This is a genomic window from Xanthomonas bonasiae, assembly GCF_017163705.1.
Lineage (GTDB): Bacteria > Pseudomonadota > Gammaproteobacteria > Xanthomonadales > Xanthomonadaceae > Xanthomonas_A > Xanthomonas_A bonasiae.
The window spans coordinates 91,744-113,704 of record NZ_JAFIWB010000011.1 but is presented as its reverse complement, the minus strand read 5'-3'; the positions used below and the strand labels follow the sequence as shown (position 1 = coordinate 113,704).

General features: G+C 68.8%; 18 protein-coding genes. 16 read left to right on the top strand and 2 right to left on the bottom strand.

Translation table 11 applies throughout. The features are described from left to right. The first annotated feature begins 555 nt into the window (after nt 1-555). The 5 genes from JR064_RS11855 to JR064_RS11835 all read left to right on the top strand — a co-directional run bounded on the left by JR064_RS11855 (nt 556) and on the right by JR064_RS11835 (nt 9,236). Entirely contained in the window at nt 556-3,534 is a 2,979-nt protein-coding gene (locus JR064_RS11855; RefSeq protein ID WP_206229847.1) for a TonB-dependent receptor, read from the top strand. Nucleotides 3,535-3,604: 70 nt separating this feature from the next. Further along, the gene (locus tag JR064_RS11850) at nt 3,605-5,476 is read left to right on the top strand and encodes a beta-galactosidase (RefSeq protein WP_206229846.1); all 1,872 of its coding nucleotides are present in this window, start codon (nt 3,605-3,607) and stop codon (nt 5,474-5,476) included. Nucleotides 5,477-5,546: 70 nt separating this feature from the next. After that, nucleotides 5,547-6,920: an APC family permease gene (locus JR064_RS11845; protein ID WP_206229845.1), complete on the top strand. Its 1,374-nt coding sequence runs from the start codon at nt 5,547-5,549 to the stop codon at nt 6,918-6,920. Further along, complete coding sequence (locus JR064_RS11840; protein ID WP_206229854.1) at nt 6,917-7,843, top strand: carbohydrate kinase family protein; 927 nt, start codon at nt 6,917-6,919, stop codon at nt 7,841-7,843. The genes JR064_RS11845 and JR064_RS11840 overlap by 4 nt, the downstream gene beginning before the upstream one ends. Then, nucleotides 7,824-9,236: a family 4 glycosyl hydrolase gene (locus JR064_RS11835; RefSeq protein ID WP_206229844.1), complete on the top strand. Its 1,413-nt coding sequence runs from the start codon at nt 7,824-7,826 to the stop codon at nt 9,234-9,236. Before JR064_RS11840 ends, JR064_RS11835 begins: the two co-directional genes overlap by 20 nt. A gap of 158 nt (nt 9,237-9,394) precedes the next feature. Here JR064_RS11835 and putA read toward each other — a convergent pair whose 3' ends face one another. Further along, nucleotides 9,395-12,580, bottom strand: coding sequence for a bifunctional proline dehydrogenase/L-glutamate gamma-semialdehyde dehydrogenase PutA (putA, locus tag JR064_RS11830; RefSeq protein WP_369916606.1), 3,186 nt, complete (start codon nt 12,578-12,580; stop codon nt 9,395-9,397). 274 nt (nt 12,581-12,854) lie between these two features. Between putA and JR064_RS11825 the strand changes: the two genes are divergently transcribed. From JR064_RS11825 to JR064_RS11805, 6 genes are read left to right on the top strand one after another with little or no spacing between them, the layout of a single operon-like run. Further along, nucleotides 12,855-13,331, top strand: coding sequence for a DUF2244 domain-containing protein (locus tag JR064_RS11825; protein ID WP_179567876.1), 477 nt, complete (start codon nt 12,855-12,857; stop codon nt 13,329-13,331). Nucleotides 13,332-13,351: 20 nt separating this feature from the next. Then, nucleotides 13,352-14,341, top strand: a complete 990-nt coding sequence (gene coxB, locus JR064_RS11820) for a cytochrome c oxidase subunit II (protein WP_191826926.1) — start codon at nt 13,352-13,354, stop codon at nt 14,339-14,341. A gap of 30 nt (nt 14,342-14,371) precedes the next feature. Beyond that, nucleotides 14,372-15,982 carry a cytochrome c oxidase subunit I gene (ctaD, locus tag JR064_RS11815; protein WP_185815048.1) on the top strand — a complete coding sequence of 537 codons (1,611 nt, stop codon included), beginning with the start codon at nt 14,372-14,374 and terminating at the stop codon, nt 15,980-15,982. After that, the gene (locus tag JR064_RS23235; protein ID WP_255432700.1) at nt 15,982-16,113 is read left to right on the top strand and encodes a hypothetical protein; all 132 of its coding nucleotides are present in this window, start codon (nt 15,982-15,984) and stop codon (nt 16,111-16,113) included. The genes ctaD and JR064_RS23235 overlap by 1 nt, the downstream gene beginning before the upstream one ends. Beyond that, nucleotides 16,110-16,700, top strand: a complete 591-nt coding sequence (locus tag JR064_RS11810; protein WP_179567870.1) for a cytochrome c oxidase assembly protein — start codon at nt 16,110-16,112, stop codon at nt 16,698-16,700. The genes JR064_RS23235 and JR064_RS11810 overlap by 4 nt, the downstream gene beginning before the upstream one ends. Before the next feature lie 20 nt (nt 16,701-16,720). Further along, nucleotides 16,721-17,596 (top strand): cytochrome c oxidase subunit 3, encoded by an 876-nt coding sequence (locus tag JR064_RS11805; protein ID WP_179567868.1) that lies wholly within the window; start codon nt 16,721-16,723, stop codon nt 17,594-17,596. Between the two features lie 111 nt (nt 17,597-17,707). On the opposite strand, the gene JR064_RS11800 is transcribed toward JR064_RS11805, so the two are convergent. Further along, nucleotides 17,708-17,926, bottom strand: coding sequence for a twin transmembrane helix small protein (locus JR064_RS11800; RefSeq protein ID WP_003480622.1), 219 nt, complete (start codon nt 17,924-17,926; stop codon nt 17,708-17,710). 30 nt (nt 17,927-17,956) lie between these two features. On the opposite strand from JR064_RS11800, the gene JR064_RS11795 reads away from it, so the two are divergent. From JR064_RS11795 to JR064_RS11775, 5 genes are read left to right on the top strand one after another with little or no spacing between them, the layout of a single operon-like run. Next, the gene (locus tag JR064_RS11795; protein ID WP_206229843.1) at nt 17,957-18,715 is read left to right on the top strand and encodes an SURF1 family protein; all 759 of its coding nucleotides are present in this window, start codon (nt 17,957-17,959) and stop codon (nt 18,713-18,715) included. A 27-nt stretch (nt 18,716-18,742) separates the two neighbouring features. Beyond that, nucleotides 18,743-19,318: a hypothetical protein gene (locus JR064_RS11790; protein ID WP_206229842.1), complete on the top strand. Its 576-nt coding sequence runs from the start codon at nt 18,743-18,745 to the stop codon at nt 19,316-19,318. An 11-nt stretch (nt 19,319-19,329) separates the two neighbouring features. Continuing rightward, entirely contained in the window at nt 19,330-20,493 is a 1,164-nt protein-coding gene (locus JR064_RS11785) for a COX15/CtaA family protein (RefSeq protein ID WP_206229853.1), read from the top strand. Next, nucleotides 20,490-21,410, top strand: coding sequence for a heme o synthase (gene cyoE, locus JR064_RS11780; protein WP_206229841.1), 921 nt, complete (start codon nt 20,490-20,492; stop codon nt 21,408-21,410). The genes JR064_RS11785 and cyoE overlap by 4 nt, the downstream gene beginning before the upstream one ends. After that, nucleotides 21,407-21,871 carry a hypothetical protein gene (locus JR064_RS11775; protein WP_206229840.1) on the top strand — a complete coding sequence of 155 codons (465 nt, stop codon included), beginning with the start codon at nt 21,407-21,409 and terminating at the stop codon, nt 21,869-21,871. The genes cyoE and JR064_RS11775 overlap by 4 nt, the downstream gene beginning before the upstream one ends. The last annotated feature ends 90 nt before the right edge of the window (nt 21,872-21,961 follow it).

Genomic DNA, 21,961 nt, shown 5'->3' with positions numbered 1-21,961 from the left:
GTGTTTCCCTTCCCCTGACGCGGCTTCGCGCATATCGTCGCGAATGCTTGACAGGCATCCCACCCGGGCGTAGAAGGCTTGTGAAGCCGATGGGGATGTGACATCGGCATGCGGCCACGGCAGTCATGCCGTCGCCATCCGGCCTGCGGTCGTCGAATGGGAGAGGTTGGCAATGCACCACCGCGAATCGACTCCTTCGTCCTGCGCTGCAACGCCGCTGTTTTCCTGTACCGCGCCTTCGGCACTGGCTGCCGTCCGCGTTTCTCGAGGCGGGCCGGCATGACCGTTCGCCACAAGCTGAGTGCCCTGCGCTCACGCGACAAGTGCGTCGCCGGCTACTCGCCGCCTCGACGCTAATCGTGCATCGCGGTCTGATCTGACCGACGCCGTCGCGTTTGTTTCCCGTGTCCCGTTGCCCGTGCGCGCCCGTTTTTGCGCGCAGCGCCGCAGCGTGCGCGCCATGCATTCGCCTTGCGTCCGGTCGGTCCAAACGACATCCGGGTTGCCGACATGCGTCGCGCCCGGTGCATGGCACTTTTGGCGAGGGGAAGCATCATGTGCAGTGGCAAGCGTTCGAACGGCAAGATCCTGGTTGAGGCGATCCTGGCGGTACTGGGGGCGAGCGCCGCATTGACGGCGGTGGCGGGGACGGTGACCGGTCAGGTCAGCGTGCAAGGCGGCAAGCCCGCCGCGAACGCGCGGGTCGGCATCGCCGGGACCGCGTACAGCGCGGTGACCGATGCCAATGGGCATTTCGCCATCGCCGATGTGCCGGCCGGGCAATACGCGCTGGAATCGAGCTATCCGGGTTTCAGCGCGGCGCAGACCAGCTTCGAGGTGAGCGACACCGGCACCACCGCGCTCACCGTCGCGCTGGACGAGGTCAAGCAGCTGAAGAACATCACCGTCGTCGCCAACCGCTACGACGCCAGCAACCTGAAGATGAATGCCGTGAACACGGTGGACGTGCTGTCCGCCAACGACCTGCAGCACACCGCGGTGCACAATGTCGCCGAGGCGCTGGGGCTGATCTCGGGCATCAACATCACCACCACCGGTTCGGGCTATTTCGGCGGCGTGGATGGCGCGGCGCGCGGCGAGGGCATGTTCGCCTCGGTGCGCGGATTGCCGTCGGAGTACAACGTCAACCTGATCGACGGTGTCACCGTCGCGCAGGGCATGCCCTACAGCCGCAGCGTGCAGCTCAGCCTGCTGCCGCCGTCGGGATTGCAGACCATCGTGGTCAACAAGACCTCCACCGCCGACATGGACGGCGATGCGATCGGCGGCACCATCGACTTCCGTACGCCTACCGCGTTCGATTTCAAGCAGACCACCAGCGGCAGCGTGACCGGCAGCGGCCGGCTGGAGAGTCGCGCGCGCGACTACGGCGGCGACGGCCTGGGCGGCGGCCTGGCCGGCGAGTTCCAGCACAAGTTCGGCGACGAACAGCAGTTCGGCTTCTATGCCAGCGCTTACTACGACTACCGCACTTCGACCAACAGCGAGGTCGCCGCGGCGACCAGCGCGCTGAACGACCATTCGTGGGCGTTCCTGCATGCCGATGCCGACGGCGGCAACGCCGCCGGTTACGATCCGCAGCACAACCTGACCAGCACCGGCATGAATGTCGGCGTGGTCGCCGGCTGGGAACGCCGCTACGGCGGCAACGCCTCGTTCGACTGGCAGGTCGACGACAGCCTGTCGCTGTACGCGCGCGCCACCTACGCCTACGCCAAGACCGACCAGGGCACCACCTTCGTGCAGCTGCTGCCGCAGGACGTGACCTATGTGCCGAGCGCGACAGCAGGCGTCTACACGCCCAACATCGGCCGCATCGCCTCGCGCTTCTGGTACGAGACCAATCCGGAAATCGCCGACCTGGCGACGTTCCAGATCGGCGCGCGCAAGACCTCCGGCGGCTGGACCTTCATGCCGAACCTGTTCTACAGCTTCGGCGACAACGACCGTCCCGACCATGTCGAGATCGACGGCCGCGAGGACAAGTTCTCGCAGACCAACTACGCCTACTCCGGCAGCAGCCTGGTCAACTACGGCAGCGGCGCCTTCCCGTATCCGCAACTGACTCCGGCGTTGCTGGCGCAGGTCAACAATATCCCATCGCTGTACGCCAGCAGCTACGGCGAACTGACCAAGATCTATTCCGGGCAGAAGAAGGGCGGCGCCAAGTTCGACGTGCGCTACGACTTCGAGGACGGCGCGCTGTCGGCGCTGCAGTTCGGGGTGAAGTACAGCAAGAGCTCGCGCAATTTCAGCAACCGCGACTGGTGGACCGGCGGCGTCGACGACACCAGCACGCTCGGCGACCTGGGCATCTTCAACGGCAACTACAGCGCCATCTTTCCCGGCAAGTATCCCTGGGTCACGCCCAAGGTCAGCGAGACCGCGGTCAGCAACGTCATCTACAGCCATCTGCGCGACGACGACCTGGACAGCTGCGGCAAGGCGTATTACGTCAACAACTGGAACTGCAACACGATGCGCGGCACCGAGGCGGTCGCCGCAGCCTATGCGATGGCGACCTTCTCGCTCGGCAACCTGGAAATCGTGCCGGGCGTGCGCTTCGAGCACAGCAGTATCCACAACACGTTCTGGGTGACGCCGTCCGACGCCGACGGCAACGAAACAGTCGGCTATTTCGACAGCAACCACACCGCCTACGACGAACCGTTGCCGAGCGTGTTCCTGACCTGGCGCCCCGACGCGCGCACCGCCTACCGCGCCTCGCTGTGGACCAGCTATACCCGGCCCGCGTTCGTGCAGTTGGGCGGCGGATCCAACATCAGCATCTCCAACAGCGTCCCCGCCGTCACCACGATCACCCAGGGCAACCCGGACCTGAAGCCGATCGAAGCGACCAACCTGGACCTGTCCGGGGAATGGTCGACCGAGCATGGCGGCTTCTTCTCGGTCGCCGGCTTCTACAAGCGCCTGCGCAACTACATCTACGACGCCGGCTCCGGCCAGGCCAATCCCGGCACCAGCGGCAGCGGCACGGTGTTCTATTCGATGCCGACCAATGGCGGCGACGGCCGCGTCTATGGCCTGGAGGTCAGCGCGCGCCAGCGCTTCCAGGATCTGCCCGAACCGCTGAACGGCCTGGGCGTGAGCTTCAACGCCACCCGTCAGCATGCGCGCGCCGACCTGGGCATGGACGGCTTCGAGAACGAGCACATGCAGTCGGCACCCAATGCCATGGCCAACGTCGAGCTGTTCTACGAACGCGAGCGTTTCTCGGTGAACCTGAGCTACCACTTCAGCAGCTCGTATCTGCTCAGTTACGACTATCTGCACCAGGGCGCGACCTGGGACGACCTGTGGGCGCGTCCGACCCGGCGCGTGGACCTGCATGCCGGCTACCACTTCGACAACGGCCTGAGCCTGGATCTGTCGATCTCCAACCTGACCAAGGAGTACAGCTACTGGGCGCACGTGGGCCGCAGCGATCTGGCGGTCTCGGACATCGTCGATGCCGGCATGACCACGTTGCTGACCGCCAAGTACGCGTTCTAGCCAGTTCTCCGCGGGATCGGGGCGATGCAGGCCTGCATCGCCCCGTGCCGCGCTGCCCACGGAGACTTCGATGAAACGTCGCCATTTTTGTTTGCTGAGTGTGCTGGCGCCGCTCGGGATGGCGGCCGCGCCAGCGGGTGCCGTCGCCACGGCCGTCGCGCCCGAACCGGACGGACGCCCGCACGCGTTCGGTTTCGCGCAAAAGCAGTTCGTGCTCGACGGCCAGCCGTGGCAGATCCGCAGCGGCGAGATGCATCCGTTGCGCATTCCACGCGAGTACTGGTTGCAGCGGATCCGCATGGCCAAGGCGATGGGCCTGAACACCATCGCCCTGTATCTGATGTGGAACGCGCTGGAATCGGCACCGGGCGTGTTCGACCTGGACAGCGATCGCCGCGATTTCGTCGCCTTCATCCGCCTGTGCGCGCAGGAAGGCATGTGGGTCTATCTGCGGCCGGGTCCCTACGTCTGCGCCGAGTGGACGCTCGGCGGCCTGCCCGCCTATCTGTTGCGCGAACCCGGCATGCGCCTGCGCGACGCCGGCGATGCGCGCTACATGGCCGCAGTGCGGCGCTACATCGCGGCGGTGGCGCCGCGCATCGCGCCGTTGCTGGCGGCGGCCGGCGGGCCGGTGCTGATGCTGCAGATCGAGAACGAGTATTCGATGTTCGGCGACGACGTCGGTTATCTGCAGGCGTTGCGCGCGCTGTGGCAGGAGCACGGCATCGACGGGCCGTTCGCGGTCGCCGACGGGATGAAGGACCTGCGCCGGCGCAAGGCGTACCTGCCCGGCGCGGCGCTGGGCCTGGACGGTGCCGACCTGGCCGATCTGGAGCACGGCCGCGTGTTCGCCGGCGACGCGCCGGTGTGGGTGGCCGAGGGCTATCCGGGCTGGCTGACGCACTGGGGCGAGGCGGACTTCGCGCGGCGCGACTACCTGCCGACGCTGCGCCGGCTGTTGGCGCATGGCCATTCGTTCAACCTGTACGTGGTGCATGGCGGCAGCAACTTCGGCCTGAGCGCCGGCGCCAATGCCGACGACGACGGCTCCAACTTCCAGCCGGCGTTGACCAGCTACGACTACGGCGCGCCGATCGACGAGCGCGGCGCGGCGACGCCGGCGTACTGGGCGATGCGCGACGCGATCGCCGCGTCTGTGCCACAGCGCTTGCCGTTGCCGCCGGCGGCGCCGCCACGCACGACGTTCGCGCCGACCCTGGCGCTGCCCTATGCGTCCTTGTGGGACAACCTGCCCGCGGCACCGGTCGCGACCGTGGCGCCGGCCGGCAACGAACTCCTGTTCGGCCAGGACCAGGGACTGGTGCTGTATCGCCGCCGCATCGGTCCCGGCGCGCAGTTGCGTGTGGACGGCGCGCACGACTACGCGGTGGTGCAGGTGGATGGCGAGGAAGTGGGGCACGTGTCGCGGGTGCGGCATCGCACGTTGCAGTCCTCGCCGCAGCTGACGCTGCCGCGGGCGCAGCAGGCCGAGCGCACGCTGGAGATCCTGGTCGACAGCTTCGGCCATGTGAACTTCGGTCCGGCGCTGGGCGATGCCAAGGGGCTGGTCGGCGCCGTGCAGTTGCAAGGCGCGCCGCTGCAGGAGTGGCAGGCGTATCCGATCGCGCTGGACGACGCCTGGATCAAGACGCTGCTGCCGCTGCGCGCGGCGTCGTCGCGGCCGGGGCTGTTCTTCCGTGCGGAGATCGTGGTCGAGACGCCCGGCGACGCCTACCTGGACATGCGCGAGTGGGACAAGGGCTATCTGTGGGTCAATGGCCGGTTGCTCGGCCGCTACTGGCGGATCGGGCCGCAGCAAGGCCTGTACTGCCCCGGGCCGTGGCTGCGTCCAGGCCGCAACGAGGTGCTGGTGCTCGATCTGCATCGCCGCCGCGCCGCCGCGATCCATTGCGCGGACTCGCTGCGGGGAACACACGCATGAGCCTGCGCCGCGTACACACCGACCGTCTCCATCCGATCCACTGCGTCGCGCCGGCGACAAGGGAGTCTGCATGCTGCTGACCACGCCCGATGCGACGCGTCACGATGCCGAGCACGTGCCGCCGCGCGCGATCGGATTCTGGGGCGGGCTGTCCGCGAACCTGCTGAACATGGTCGGCATCGGCCCGTTCATCACCATCCCGTTGGCGTTGTCGGCGCTGGCCGGACCGATGGTGCTGCTGGGCTGGGTGGCCGGCGCGTTGCTGTGCCTGTGCGACGGCCTGGTCTGGGCCGAACTGGGCTCGGCGATTCCCAAATCCGGCGGGCCGTACCACTACCTGCGCGAGGCCTATGGCCGCGACCGCCTGGGCAGCCTGTTCGGTTTTCTCTACCTGTGGCAGACGCTGCTGACCGCGCCGTTGTCGATCGGCGCGGCGGCGGTCGGCTTCACCCAGTACCTGGCCTTTCTGGCGCCGGGCCTGGCGCCATGGCAACTGACCGCGATCGCCGCGGCGCTGTGCCTGTTCAACACCGTCTTGCTGTACCGCGAAGTGCGCTCGGTGCAGGTGCTGTCGCTGCTGGTCACCGCCGCGGTGGTGGCGGCGGTGGTGTGGATCGTGGCCAGCGGCCTGCTGCATTTCGACATGGCGATCGCGCGGCGTTTCCTGCATGCCGGTGCGGTCTCGCCGCACGGCTTCTGGCTCGGCTTCGGCGCGGTGGCGCTGATCGCGGTGTACGACTACGGCGGCTACAACAACGTGTGCATGCTCGGCGGCGAGATCCGCCAGCCGCGGCGCAACATCCCGCTGGCGGTGCTGTGTTCGATCCCGATCGTGGCGGCGCTGTACCTGGGCTTGAACGTGGCCATCCTCGGCGTGCTGCCGTGGCAGCAGGCGGCGCAGTCGAAGGCGGTGGTCGCCGACTTCATGCAGGCGATCTACGGGCATGTCGGCAGCACCATCGCGGTCGCGCTGATCATGCTGGCCAGCTGGGGCTCCGCGCTGGTGGTATTGCTGGGCTATTCGCGGGTGCCGTACGCGGCGGCGGCCGAGGGGCAGTTCTTCCGGGTGTTCGCGCGGCTGCATCCGCGCGGGCGTTTCCCGACCGTGTCGCTGCTGTTCGTCGGCGCGACCTCGGCGCTGGCCTGCCTGCTGTCGCTGGACGACCTGATCGCCACGCTGATGGTCATCCAGATCATGTTCCAGTTCATGGCGCAGTGCCTGGCGGTGGTGCTGCTGCGGCGGCAGGCACAGCGTCCGCCGGAGGCGTTCTCGATGCCGCTGTATCCGTGGCCGCTATGGGTGAGCGTGGCCGGCTGGCTGTACATCCTGGCCACCAGCCAGGGCCGCCATCTGCTCGCGGCGGTCGTGGCGTTGTGTGTGGGCACGGCGCTGTTCTTGATTCAAGCCAGGAGGCAGGGCACATGGCCTTGGGTAGCGCGATGAGCGCGTGCGACGTCGCCGTGGTCGGCGAGATCTACGCCGATCACATCCTCAGCGGGTTCCAGCGCTGGCCGCAGCCGGGCGAGGAAGCCCTGGCCAGCGCCTATCTGCGCGAACTCGGCGGCGGTACCGTCAACACCGCCTGCGGGCTGGCGCGGCTGGGGCGCAGCACGCGGCTGATCGGCCTGATCGGCGAGAGCGACCGGCCATGGTTCGAACAGCGCCTGGGCCAGTTCCAGGTGCGCAGCGACGGCTTGCGCAGCGACCCGGCCGGCACCGGGATCACGGTCAGCGTGTCGATGCCCGACGACCGTGCGTTCTTCACCTACCTGGGCGCCAACGCCAAGCTCGACGCGCTGCTCGCGCGCGCCGAGGTGCTGGACGAACTGTGCGCGGCGCGCCACGTGCATTTCGCGATGCCGCTGTCGCGCGCGCTGGCGCAGACGCTGCTGCCGGCGCTGGCTGCGGCCGGCTGCACGACGTCGCTGGACGTGGGCTTCAGCCCGGACTGGCTGAGCGCGCCGCAGAACCTGGCCACCTGCCGCGAGGTGGACTATTTCCTGCCCAATCAGAAAGAGGCCGCGCTGCTCGGCTGCGGCGACGGCGCCGAGGCGTGCCGCCAGTGGGCGCAGACGCTGGGCTTGCGCCATGCGGCGATCAAGCTCGGCGGCGCCGGCGCGATGGCGGTCGATGCGGCCGGCGCGCGCCTGGTGGCCGCGCCCGCGGTGCAGGTGCGCGACACCACCGGCGCCGGCGACGCCTTCGACGCGGGCTTCATCGATGCGCTGCTCGACGGCGCAGGACTCGACGACTGCCTGCGCCGCGCCTGCTTCTGCGGCGCGTCCTGCTGCGCCGCGCTCGGCGCGCTGGACGGCCTCCCCGATTTCGACCAACTGAGGAACCGCAATGACAGCAACGAATCGTAAGATCGCCTTGATCGGCGGTGGCGGGGTGCGCTCGCCACTGGTCGTGTATGGGGTCAACGAGGCGGCCGCGGCACTGGGCGTGGAGGAGATGGTGCTGTACGACCCGGATCCGGAGCGCGTGCAGCTGATGGTCGCGATGGGCCGCGCAGTGGTGAGCGAGTTCGGCGGCGACTTGCGCCTGCGCGCGGCCGATTCGCTGGAGGATGCGATCGAAGGCGCGGACTTCGTGCTCAACAGCATCCGCATCGGCGGCATCGCGCAGCGCGCCGCCGACGAGCGGGTGAGCATCGACCAGGGCTATCCGGGGCAGGAGACCACCGGCCCGGCGGGCGTGGCCATGGCCTTGCGCACCGTGCCGGTGTCGATCGCGCAGGCGCGGCTGGTCGAGCAGTTGAGCCCGGACGCATGGCTGGTCAACTTCACCAATCCGGCCGGGCTGATCACCCAGGCGGTGACCACGCATACCCGCGCCAAGATCGTCGGCATCTGCGACACCCCGACCGAACTGTTCCACAACATCGCGCATGCGCTGGGCGCGCACCACGACGCGGTGGAGTGCGATTACGTCGGCCTCAATCACCTGGGCTGGGTGCGTGGCGTGCGCCTGCACGGCGAAGAGGTCATCGACCGGCTGCTGCAGGACGACGCGCTGCTGCGCCAGCTGTACCTGGCGCCGCTGTTCGACTTCGACATGATCCGCGAGCTGCGGCTGATTCCCAGCGAATACCTGTTCTTCTACTACGAGCGGCGCCGCGCGCTGGCCAACCAGCGCACGCAGGGCGGCAGCCGCGGCGCCGAGATCGAGACCTTGAACCATGCCCTGATCGCCACGCTGGGCAGCCGCCTGCAGGCCGGCGACGGCCACGGTGCGGTGCAGACCTATGCGGCGTATCTGAACCAGCGCTCGGGCTCGTACATGAAGCTCGAGGCCGAAGGCGGTTCGGCGTTCGATGCCGGGGTCAGCCTGCAGGCCGATCCGTTCCGGGTCAGCACCGGCTACCACCGCATCGCCATCGACGTGATGAGCGCGCTGACCGGCGCGGTGCCGGCGAAGATCGTGGTCAACGTGCGCAACCAGGGCGCGATCGCCGATCTGCCCGACGACGACATCGTGGAGATTTCCTCGCACATCGACCGCGACCGCATCGTGCCGTGCCCGACCGCGCCGCTGCCGGATGCGGTCCATGGCCTGATCCGCGCGGTGAAGGCCTACGAGCGCGCGGCGATCGAGGCGGTGCTGTCGGGCAGCCGCCTGACCGCGCGCAAGGCGATGCTGATCCATCCGGCGATCGGCGAATGGACGCCGTCGCACGATTTGCTGGAGAGCCTGTTCGGGCATCTCAGCGACGACGGCCAGTGCCTGTGCCAGGGGCCGATGCACTGGCATGGCTGATGGGTGCATGAGGACGTGGCGGCGGAGCCGTTGATCCGCCGCCAATTGCGCTTCGCTGTCGTGTAGGAGCGGCTTCAGCCGCGACATTGGCTTACCGGAGAGTGCCTGTCGCGGCTGAAGCCGCTCCTACAGAATGCCGCACAGAACCCTTGCGCCGATCAGTCGCCCAGGGTCAGCAGCGACGCATTGCCGCCGGCCGCGGTGGTGTTGACCGTCACCACCTTCTCGGTGGCGAAGCGCAACAGGTAGTGCGGACCGCCGGCCTTGGGGCCGGTGCCGGACAGGCCCTGGCCGCCGAACGGCTGTACCCCGACCACCGCGCCGATCTGGTTGCGGTTGACGTAGACGTTGCCGACCTGCACGCGGGCGGCGATGCGCTCGATGGTCTCGTCGATGCGCGAATGCACGCCCAGGGTCAGGCCGTAGCCGGTGGCGTTGATCTGCTCGATCACCGCGTCGAGTTGGTCGGCCTTCCAGCGGATCACGTGCAGCACCGGGCCGAAGATCTCGCGCTGCAGCTGCGCCAGCGACTGCAGTTCGTAGGCGCGCGGGGCGAAGAAGCTGCCGTGCGCGGTGCCGTCGTCGCTGGCGGCCACCGCGATCAGGCGCGCTTCGCGGTCCATGCGCGCGGCGTGGTCGGTGAGGAGTTGCAACGCGTCGGCATCGATCACCGGGCCGACGTCGGTGGACAGCAGGCCCGGGTCGCCGATCTTCAGTTCGGCCATCGCGCCGGCGAGCATGGTCATCACCTTGTCGGCGATGTCGTCCTGCACGAACAGCACGCGCGCGGCCGAGCAGCGCTGGCCGGCGGAGATGAAGGCGCTGGAGATCGCGTCCTTGACCACCGCCTCGGGCAGCGACGAGGAGTCGGCGATGAACGCGTTCTGGCCGCCGGTCTCGGCGATCAGCACGCCGATCGCGGCGTCGCGCGCGGCCAGCGCGCGGTTGATCGCGCGCGCGGTCTCGGTCGAGCCGGTGAAGGCGACGCCGGCCACGCGCGCATCGCGGGTCAGTGCGGCGCCGACGGTGGCGCCGTCGCCGGGCAGGAACTGCACCGCCGCTTCCGGCACGCCGGCCTCGTGCAGCAGCTTCACCGCGGCATGGCCGACCAGGTTGGTCTGCTCGGCCGGCTTGGCGATGACGCTGTTGCCGGCGGCCAGTGCCGCGGCGACCTGGCCGAGGAAGATCGCCAGCGGGAAGTTCCAGGGACTGATGCACACGAACACGCCGCGGCCGTGCAGCTGCAGTTCGTTGGACTCGCCGGTCGGCCCGGGCAGGCGCTCGGGCGCGCCGAACTGGGCGCGCGCCTGGCCGGCGTAGTAGCGCAGGAAATCCACCGCCTCGCGCACTTCGGCGACGCCGTCGGGCAGGGTCTTGCCGGCTTCCTTGACGCACAGCGCGATGAACTCGGGCATGCGCGCTTCCAGCAGATCGGCGGCGTGCTCGAGGATGGTGGCGCGGCTGGCGGCCGGGGTGCGGTTCCAGCCCGGCTGCGCGGCGACCGCGTTGGCCAGCGCCTTCTCCACGGTGGCGGCGTCGGCCGGTTGCCAGCGGCCCACCACCTGGCGGCGGTCGGCGGGGTTGGTCACGTCCAGCGGCGCGCTGGCGATCACCGCGCCCGGCACCAGCGGCACGGCCTGCCAGGGCTTGATCGCGGCGTTGAGCTGGTCGGCCAGCGCGCGCAGGTCGTTGTCGTTGGCGAGGTTGGCGCCCATGGAATTCTTCCTGTTGTGGTTCTGGCTGCGCAGCAGATCGGCCGGCAGCGGAATCTTCGGATGCGGGATGGAGGCGAATGCGGACACGGCTTCGACCGGATCGCGGATCAGGTCCTCGATGGCCACGTCCTCGTCGGTGATGCGGTTGACGAAGCTGGAGTTGGCGCCGTTTTCGAGCAGGCGCCGCACCAGGTATGGCAGCAGGTCCTCGTGCGAGCCGACCGGCGCGTACACCCGGCACGGCACGCCCAGGCGGTCGGCGGGAATCACCTCGGCGTACAGGTCGTCGCCCATGCCGTGCAGCTTCTGGTGTTCGTAGTCCTTGCTGCCGGCGATGGCGCGCACCGCGGCGATGGTCTGCGCGTTGTGGGTGGCGAACATCGGGTACAGCGCGTCGCTGTGCGCGAACATGCGCTTGGCGCAGGCCAGGTACGACACGTCGGTGTTCTGCTTGCGGGTGAACACCGGGTAGCCCGGATGGCCCTCGACCTGCGCGCGCTTGATCTCCGCGTCCCAGTACGCGCCCTTGACCAGGCGCACCGGGATGCGGCGGCCGACGCGGCGCGCCAGGTCGGCGAGGAAGTCGATCGTGTACGGGGTACGCTTCTGGTACGCCTGCACCGCCAGGCCGTAGCCTTCCCAGCCGTCCAGCGACGGATCGGAGAAGGTGGCCTCGATGATGTCCAGCGACAGTTCCAGGCGGTCGGCCTCTTCGGCATCCACCGTGTAGCCGATGCCGTAGGACCGGGCCAGCTGCGCCAGCTCCAGCACGCCCGGCACCAGTTCGGCCATTACCCGCGCGCGCTTGGCGTGCTCGTAGCGCGGATACAGCGCGGACAGCTTGATCGAGATGCTGGGCGCGGCGAACACGTCGCTGCCCTTGTACGAGCCGTTGGGGCCGCTGCGGCCGATCGCGTGGATCGCCTGGCGGTAGGCGTCGAGGTAGCGGTGCGCGTCCTTCATGGTCAGCGCGCCTTCGCCGAGCATGTCGAACGAGTAGCGGTAATGCGCGTTGTCGCCCTTCTTCGAGCGCGACAGCGCCTCGCCGATGGTACGGCCCATCACGAACTGGTGGCCCATGATCTTCATCGCCTGGCGCACCGCCAGGCGGATCACCGGCTCGCCGACGCGGCCGATCAGGCGCTTGAACGCGCCGGCCACGTCGGCGCGGGTCAGGTCGTTGATCTGCACCAGCTTGCCGGTGAGCATCAGCCCCCAGGTGGAGGCGTTGACCAGCACCGAGTCGCTTTCGCCCATGTGCTTCTTCCAGTCCGCGTCGCCGAGCTTGTCGCGGATCAGCTTGTCGGCGGTTTCCTGGTCGGGGATGCGCAGCAGCGCTTCGGCCACGCACATCAACAGCACGCCCTCTTCGCTGCCCAGGTCGTACTGGCGCATGAAGGCTTCGATCGCGCCCTGGTTCTGGGCGCGGGCGCGCACCCGGGTGACCAGGTCGGCGGCCAGCGCCTGCACCTTGGCCTGGTCGGCGGCGGGCAGGCGCGCCTGTTCGAGCAGTTCGCGCACGTGGTCGGCCTCGTCCTTCAGCCATGCGGCGGTGATCGCGGCGCGCAGCGCGTGGGAGGCGGGGGGCAGTTCGGGGGCAAGCAACGGCGAGGGAGACGCGGACGGCATCGCCGGTGAGGAACCGGCGCCAGACAGAGCGTTCATGCAGGGAGGACCAGGGAAGATGCGCGCATTTTATGCCAGCGCCCGCTCGTGCAGCGCGTCGGCGCGGTGCACGGTTGCCTGCGGCGGGCACCGATGGCTGAACGCTTGCGGCGAGAATTTGGTTGCAATGCAGCATTTTTTATGATGAACGCGCGCTTGCCGGCGCGCAGGCCCGGGGCTACCATCGAATCGTTGCTCGCGGCTGGTACAGCGCGGCGGCTCGGAAGCGCGGTTCGACATGATCGAAATGTGTCCGTTTTCTGCGGAGGGAGCGGGTACGCAGCTGCGGCTGCGGCCGCCGCGGGCGCTCAGTGCCCGGCAATTCGTGATGTTGTTCGCGGCGCTGGCCGGGGCGATGTGGGCGGTGGCGGTGCTGGGGTGGTTCGCCGGCAACGTGTTCGCGCCGGCGTTCGCCTTGTTGCACAGCATCGTGGTGGCGCTCGCGCTGCGCTGGTCATGGCGCAGCGGCGAGCGCGAAGAGGACATCCGGGTGGGTCCGGGCTGCGTGGAAGTGACCCGCACGAATGCAGGAACGCCGGCGTTCCGCGCCCACCCGCATTGGGTGCGGTTGCGGATCGAAGGCGACGACAGGGTGGTGCTGGCGTGCAGCGGCAAGCAGGTCCGGGTCGGCGAGTTTCTCGGCCCGGGCGAGCGCCGCGAGCTGGCGCAGACCCTGGAAGGCTTGCTGGCGGCCGCGACCGGCCGCAACCGATGACGCTCCAAGGGGTCTAGGCAATGAAGCAAAGCGGCAGATGGAAGCAACAGGCGGTCAGGGGCGGGATGGCATTGGCGGCGGCGCTGGCCGTCCCGATGGCGTGGGCACAATCGGCCGATCCGAAACCCTGGCAGTTGAACATGGGCCGCGGCGTCACCCAGAGCGCGCGCAACGCCTACGATTCGAACATGCTGTCGCTGTGGATCTGCGCGGTCATCGGCGTGCTGGTGTTCGGCGCGATGGGCTATGCGATGTTCAAGTTCCGCAAGTCCAAGGGCGCGGTCGCGGCGCAGTTCAGCCACAACACCAAGGCCGAGGTGATCTGGACGGTGATCCCGGTGCTGATCCTGATCGCGATGGCGTGGCCGGCCACGGCCAAGCTGATCGCCATGTACGACACCCGCGACGCCGAGCTGACGGTCAAGGTCACCGGCTACCAGTGGATGTGGCGCTACGAATACCTGGGCGAGAACGTCTCCTTCACCAGCCGCCTGGCGCGCGACTCGGACCGCATGCGCCAGAGCGGCCAGGTGCCGAGCCTGGAGAGCAATCCGCACTACCTGCTCGACGTGGACAACCGGCTGGTGCTGCCGGTGAACACCAAGGTGCGCTTCGTGATCACCTCCGACGACGTGATCCACGCCTGGTGGGTGCCGGCGCTGGGCTGGAAGCAGGACGCCATCCCCGGGATCATCAACGAAGCCTGGACCGACATCGACACTCCCGGCGTGTACCGCGGCCAGTGCGCCGAACTGTGCGGCAAGGACCACGGCTTCATGCCGATCGTGGTCGAGGCGGTGTCCAAGCAGGACTTCCAGAAGTGGCTGGCGGCGCGCAAGCCGGCACCGGCGGCGGCCCCGGCCGCGCCGGCCGCCGCACCTGCCGAAGCGCCCGCCGCGCCGGCGGCTCCCGCTGCGCCCGCGCCCGAGGCCACTGCGCCGGCCGCGCCGCCGCAGGCGCTGCTGCCCCGTCTTCGTTCCGGTTCGCACCTGACCGTGCAAGCCGCCTGATCTCCTGCATTCTTTTTTGAGGTAGCCGCCATGGCCCATTCCGCAGTCGATCACCACGACGAGCACGGGCATCAGCAGAGCTTCGTGGAACGGTGGTTCTTCTCCACCAACCACAAGGACATCGGCACGCTGTACCTGCTTTTCAGCTTCACGATGTTCATCGTCGGCGCGGCGATGAGCGTGGTGATCCGTGCGGAGCTGGCGCAACCGGGCCTGCAGTTCGTCAAGCCCGAATTCTTCAACCAGATGACCACCGTGCACGCGCTGGTGATGATCTTCGGCGGGGTGATGCCGGCCTTCGTCGGCCTGGCCAACTGGATGATCCCGCTGCAGATCGGCGCGCCGGACATGGCCCTGCCGCGCATGAACAACTGGTCGTTCTGGCTGCTGCCGGTGGCGTTCACCCTGCTGCTGCTGACCTTCTTCCTGCCCGGCGGCGCGCCGGCCGGCGGCTGGACCCTGTACCCGCCGCTGTCGCTGCAGGGCGGCTACAACGTCGCCTTCAGCGTGTTCGCGATCCACGTCGCCGGCATCAGTTCGATCATGGGCGCGATCAACATCATCGCCACCGTGCTGAACATGCGCGCGCCCGGCATCGACCTGCTGAAGATGCCGATCTTCTGCTGGGCCTGGCTGATCACCGCGTTCCTGCTGATCGCGGTGATGCCGGTGCTGGCCGGCGCGGTGACCATGCTGCTGACCGACAAGTTCTTCGGCACCAGTTTCTTCAATGCGGCCGGCGGCGGCGACCCGGTGATGTACCAGCACATCTTCTGGTTCTTCGGGCACCCGGAGGTCTACATCATGATCCTGCCGGCGTTCGGCGTGGTCAGCGAGATCATCCCGACCTTCAGCCGCAAGCCGCTGTTCGGCTACCAGGCGATGGTGTACGCGATCGCCGCGATCGCGTTCCTGAGCTTCATCGTCTGGGCGCACCACATGTTCACCGTGGGCATGCCGCTGGGCGGCGAGATCTACTTCATGTTCGCCACCATGCTGATCTCCATCCCCACCGGGGTGAAGGTGTTCAACTGGGTCAGCACCATGTGGCAGGGCTCGCTGACCTTCGAGGCGCCGATGCTGTGGGCGGTGTCGTTCGTCATCCTGTTCACCATCGGCGGCTTCTCCGGGCTGATGCTGGCGATCGTGCCGGCCGACTTCCAGTACCACGACACCTACTTCGTGGTCGCGCACTTCCACTACGTGCTGGTCACCGGCGCGGTGTTCGGGCTGATCGCCGCGGTGTACTACTGGTGGCCGAAGTGGACCGGGCGCATGTACAGCGAGGCCTGGGGCAAGTTCCATTTCTGGTGGACGATGCTGTTCGTCAACCTGCTGTTCTTCCCGCAGCACTTCCTCGGCCTGGCCGGCATGCCGCGGCGCATTCCCGACTACAACGTGGTGTTCGCCGACTGGAACCTGGTCAGCTCGATCGGTGCGTTCGGCATGTTCGTCACTCCGTTCCTGATGGCCGGCATCCTGCTGGCGTCGCTGCGCAACGGCGCACGCGCCGAGGCGCGGGCGTGGGAAGGCGCGCGCGGCCTGGAATGGACGGTGCCGTCGCCGGCGCCGGCGCATACCTTCACCCTGCCGCCGGTGCTCAAGCCCGGCGACCTGGCCCACGACGACATCAGCCACTGATGACCGCGCAGACGCCGCTCGACGATCTGGCCCTGCGCCGCAAGCGCGCCGTGCGTACCGCGCTGGTGGTGGGCGCGGTCGCGGTGCTGATCTATGCCGGCTTCATCCTGTCCGGGGTGATCGGCCGATGAGCGCGCCGGCGCCGCGCGTGCACAGCAGCGCCGGGCTGTTCAAGCTGGTCGGCGTGGCGCTGGCGGTGTTCGTGCTGACCTTCTCGCTGGTGCCGCTGTACCGCATCGCCTGCGAGAAGGTGTTCGGCGTGCGCCTGGAGCGCGGCCCGGGCGAAGGCCCGCAGGCCGGCAAGCCGCTGCTCGGCAAGCGCACGGTCAAGGTCGAGTTCGACGGCGGGGTGAATTCCAAGCTGCCGTGGTCGTTCCATCCCGAGCAGCTGACCATGCAGGTGGTGCCCGGCGAACTCAACGAAGCGCTGTACTACGCGCGCAACGACGGCGAACGCGCGATCGTCGGCAGCGCGGTGCCGTCGGTGGCGCCGGCGCGCGCCTCCGGCTACTTCACCAAGACCGAGTGCTTCTGCTTCACCGCGCAGACCCTGCAGGCCGGCGAGAAGCGCGACATGCCGGTGCGCTTCATCGTCGATCCGAACCTGCCCGGCGACATCACCACCATCACCCTGTCGTACACCTTCTTCAAGAACGATGCGCTGAGCGCGGAACTGGGATCGCCGAAACTGGCCGGTTCCGCGCGCGCGGCCCCTTGACCTCACCCGGAACGCCCGCCATGGCCCAGCCCAGCACCGACGCCACTGCCTATTACGTGCCCAGCCAGAGCCGCTGGCCGTTCATCGGCTCGATCGCGATGTTCGTGACCATGATCGGCGTGGCCAGTTGGCTCAACGACGCGGCCTGGGGCAAGTGGACCTTCTTCATCGGCATCGCGATGCTGGTGGCGACCTTGTTCATGTGGTTCGGCGACGTGATCCGCGAATCGATCGCCGGCCATTACAACCGCCAGGTCGACGTGTCGTTCCGCATGGGCATGGTCTGGTTCATCTTTTCCGAAGTGATGTTCTTCGGCGCGTTCTTCGGCGCGCTGTTCTACACCCGCACCTTCATCCTGCCGTGGCTGGGCGGCTCCGGCGACGGGGTGATGACCAACGCGCTGCTGTGGGACGGCTATTCGGCGGCCTGGCCGACCAACGGCCCGGGCGCGATCGGCGGCCAGTTCCAGACCATCCCGGCGTGGGGCCTGCCGCTGATCAATACGCTGATCCTGCTCAGCTCCGGCGTGACCCTGACCATCGCCCACCATGCGCTGAAAGCCGGCCATCGCACGCGCCTGCTGGTGTTCCAGGGGCTGACCGTGCTGCTGGGCTGCGCCTTCCTGTACTTCCAGGCCGAGGAATACATCCACGCCTACAAGGAGCTCAACCTGACGTTGGGTTCGGGCATCTACGGCTCGACCTTCTTCATGCTCACCGGCTTCCACGGCGTGCACGTGCTGCTGGGCACGATCATGCTGCTGGTGATGTGGCTGCGCTCGGCGCGCGGCCATTTCAGCCGCGACAACCACTTCGCCTTCGAAGCGGCGGCATGGTACTGGCACTTCGTCGACGTGGTGTGGCTGGCGCTGTTCCTGTTCGTCTATGTACTTTGACGGCTGGGATTAGGGATTAGGGATTAGGGATTCGGGATTGGGGATTCGGCAAAGCAGGGCGCTGCTCTTGCGATTCCCTATTCCCGATTCTCCATTCCCGGCTAGGCCGCGTCAGCGGCCTAGCCCATGCGGCTTGATCACGCCGGTGTAGATGCCCAGGATCACCAGCAGGATCAGGCATACCGATAGGCCGATGCGCCAGGTCAGTGCGTTCACCGTGCGCTTGCTCTGGCCGCGGTCCACCAACAGGTAGTACAGGCCGGCGCCGAGGTTCCACAGAATGACCAGCAGGAACGCGACGATCAGCAGGGTTTTCAGCGAGTCGTTCATGGGCGTCTCGGTGCACGGTATCGCCGCATTATGACCCTCGCCGCGTCTTCGCGCGTCGCCGCGCGCGCGCGCATGCCGTTGTGGCTCGGCTGGTGCATCGCGCTGGCGGTGGCGCTGGGATTCTGCGCCCTGGGCCGCTGGCAGTTGCTGCGCATGCACGAGAAACAGGCGCTGCTCGCGCAGGCCGCGCACATCCGCGATCGTCCGCAGGCCTTGGCCGCTGCGCTGCGCGCGGCGCGGCCGACGCAGCTGGCCTGGGTGCATGGCGCTGGCCGTTTCCTGCCCGGGCAGATCCTGCTCGACAATCAGCTGCGCGAGGGCCGCAGCGGGGTCAAGGTCTACCAGCCGTTCCTGGCCGATGGCGCCTCCGCGCCGCTGCTGGTCGAACTGGGCTGGTTGCCGCTGCCGGCCGACCGCGCGCTGCCCAGGCCGCTGCCGTTGCAGGGGAGGTACACGCTGGTCGGCCTGCTCGGGCCGGTGCCGTCGCATGGGCTGACCCTGGGGCCGGCGCTGGTCGCCGCGCCGGCGCCGCAGCTGTGGCTGGCGATGCGCCTCGAGCCGGCGGCGATCGGCCGGGCGCTCGGCCGCCGCGACATTTTGTCGCAGGTGCTGCGCCTGGATCCGGCCCTGCCGCTGGGCTATCCGCGCGACCTGGACATGCTGCCGAACACGCTGCCGCCCGAGCGCCACTTGGGTTACGCGGTGCAATGGTTCGGCCTGGCGCTGGCCGTGCTGATCACCGCGGGCCTGCTCAGCTGGCGCGCGCGCAAGGGGCGAGGCGGGCGCTGAGCGCGCGCGCATGAGAAAATCCCCGGCATGAATGCCTCCCCTTCGGCTCCACGCCAGGCGACCGCACGCGGTCGCTGGACGTTGATCGCGCTGTTCGCCCTGTTCTTCGGCTCGATGCTGGTCGCCGGCGCGCTGCGGTTTTCCGGCTGGCAACCGCCCGGCAGCCGCAACCATGGCGAGTTGCTGAAGCCGCCGGCCGACCTGCGCGCGCTGCAGCCGCGGCTCGACGACGGCAGCGTCTACGCCTGGCAACCGCAGCAGCGCCTGTGGCGCATCGCGCTGGCGCCGCCGCGCGACTGCAGCAGCGCCTGCGAGGCGCTGGCGCGCGACCTGGACAAGGTCTGGCAGTTGTTCGGCCACGACGCCGACCACGTGCAGATCCTGTGGATCGGCACGCCGCCGGCGGCGGTGCGCGCGCTGCCGCAGGTACGCGTGCTGCGTGCCGACGCCGCATTGCTTGACGGTCTGCCGCGCGTGCACGACGCGGCCGGGGTGCCGGTCTACGTGATCGATCCGAACGGCTTCGTGGTGCTGCGCTACGCGCCGGGCTTCGACCCGGCCGGGTTGCGCGCGGACCTGTCGAAGCTGCTGAAACTCCTGTGAGCCGTCCCCCTATGAACCTGTTCGCGCCACCGGCGCTGTTTCGGCACTTCCACCGCATGGCCTGGCTGGCGGCGCTGTTCACCGCCAGCACGATCATGTTCGGTTCGTTCGTGCGCCTGTCCGACGCGGGGATGAGCTGCCCGGACTGGCCGACCTGCTATGGCCGGGTGACCTGGCCGCAGAGCAGCGACGAGGCCAACGCGCATGCGGCCAGCAAGATCCGCCCGCTGGAGACGCACAAGGCCTGGCGCGAGCAGGTGCACCGCTTCCTGGCCGGAGCGCTGGGCGTGGAAGTGCTGGTGCTGTCGCTGTTGGCCGCACGACGGCGGCGCCTGGGCATCGTCCAGATCGTCGGCGCCGCGCTGCTGGTGGCGTTGTCGATCCCGCTGTACATGTCCGGCTGGCCGTCGCTGGCGATGGCGCTGGCCGCTGCCGGCGAAGCGATCCTGTTGCTGGCGGCGCTGCGCTGGTCCAATAGCGACCTGGCGCGCGCGGCGGTGCTGACCCTGGCGGTGGTGATCTTCCAGGCGCTGCTCGGCATGTGGACGGTGACCCTGCTGCTCAAGCCGATCGTGGTGATGGGGCATCTGCTCGGCGGCCTGCTGATGTTCTCGCTGCTGGTGTGGATGGCCTGGCGCGCCACCCACTTGCCGATCACGTTGGCCGATGCGTCGCGGCTGAAGTGGCTGCTGCGCATCGGCGTGGCGGTGCTGGCGCTGCAGATCGCGCTCGGCGGCTGGGTCAGCGCCAACTATGCGGCGCTGGCCTGCGGCGGCGGCAGCTGGTCGGCCGACAACTTCCCGCGCTGCGTCAGCCAGTGGTGGCCGCCGCACGATTTCCGCGAAGGCTTCACCCTGTGGCGCGGCATCGGCGTGGACTACGAAGGCGGCGTGCTCGACGGCGCGGCGCGCATCGCGATCCAGATGGCGCACCGGATGATGGCGCTGCTGGTGGCGGCCTACCTGCTGTGGCTGGGCTGGCGGCTGAGCCGCTCGCCGGGCATGCGCGGCTGGGCCGCGGCGCTGGCGCTGCTGCTGGTGGCGCAGGTCAGCCTGGGCATCCTCAACGTCAAGCTGGCGCTGCCGTTGCCGGTGGCGGTGCTGCACAACGCCGGCGCGGTGGCGCTGCTGTTCGTGCTGGTGTCGCTGCTGGCGCGCCTGCGGGCGCCGCAATGAGCACGAAGGGCCTCCACTGGCGCGACTACTGGGACCTGACCAAGCCCAAGGTGGTGGCGCTGATCGTGTTCACCGCGCTGGTCGGGATGTGCCTGGCGATTCCGGGCGTGCCGACCTGGGCGCAGGTGCGCACCGGTTTGATCGGCTTCTTCGGCATCTGGCTGGCGGCATCGGCCGCGGCGGCGATCAACCAGTTGCTGGACGCGCGCATCGACGCGCAGATGGCGCGCACCTCGTGGCGGCCGCTGGTGGTGGGCAAGGTGCTGCCGTGGCAGGTGCTGCTGTTCGCCACCGCGCTGACCGCGCTGTCGATGGCGATCCTGGTGATCTGGGTCAACACCATCACCGCGGTGCTGACCTTCGCCTCGCTGATCGGCTATGCGGTGATCTATACCGTGTTCCTCAAGCGCACCACGCCGCAGAACATCGTCATCGGCGGCCTGGCCGGCGCGGCGCCGCCGCTGCTGGGCTGGGCCGCGATCACCGGCATGCAGGGGCAGTGGGACTGGGCCTACGCGTCGCTGCTGGTGCTGATCATCTTCGTGTGGACGCCGCCGCACTTCTGGGCGCTGGCGATCTTCCGCCGCGCCGACTACGCCAAGGCGTCGGTGCCGATGTTGCCGGTCACCCACGGCGTGGCGCATACGCGCAAGCAGATCCTGGTGTACACGCTGCTGCTGGTGGTGGCGACGCTGCTGCCGGCGGCGGTGGGCATGAGCGGCGTGTTCTACCTCGGCGGCGCGCTGGTGCTGAACGCGGTGTTCGTCTGGTACGCCTGGCGCATGCTCGACCCGCCGGACGAGATGTTCTCGATGCGCATGTTCGGCTATTCGATCGTGTACCTGATGGCGCTGTTCGCGTTCCTGCTGGTGGATCACTGGTTGCTGCCGGCACTGCCGATGCCGACCGGCGCGTGAGCCGCCTGCGCCACGCCGGGTTGCTGGCGCTGGCGGCGCTGCCGTTGCCGGCATCGGCGTGGGACACGCCGGAACAGGCGATCGACGCCTACCTGGCCTTCGAGCTGGACGGCGGGCGGCTGCAAGCCTGGCCGTTCGCGCGCTACATCGTGGCGCCGCGCGGCTACGACGAACCGGGCTGGGACGTGCTGCACGCGGTGCGCGGCTGGCAGCGCGGCGCGGTGCGCTGCGACCATCCCGCGCGTTGCGAGGTCGTGGTGCTGTTCGAATACGCCGACACGCTGGCCCTGCCGGCGGCATGGCAACTGATACCGCATCCGCATGGCGGCAGCGAGCGGGTGCGCTATACGCTGCAGCAGCAGCCCGCGCCGGACGGCTGGCGCGTGGCCTCCACGCTCGGCCCGCCGCGGGTCAGGCTGAAGGTGGTGGCGACGCTGTGGCCGGAAACTGCGGCCGACTGAGCCGCGCCGATCGACCGCGGCGCGCGGGCGCTGGCGCCGCAGCCGGTGCAGGCCGGAGCGGCTCCGATGGTGCACGGCCTTCGTTCGATG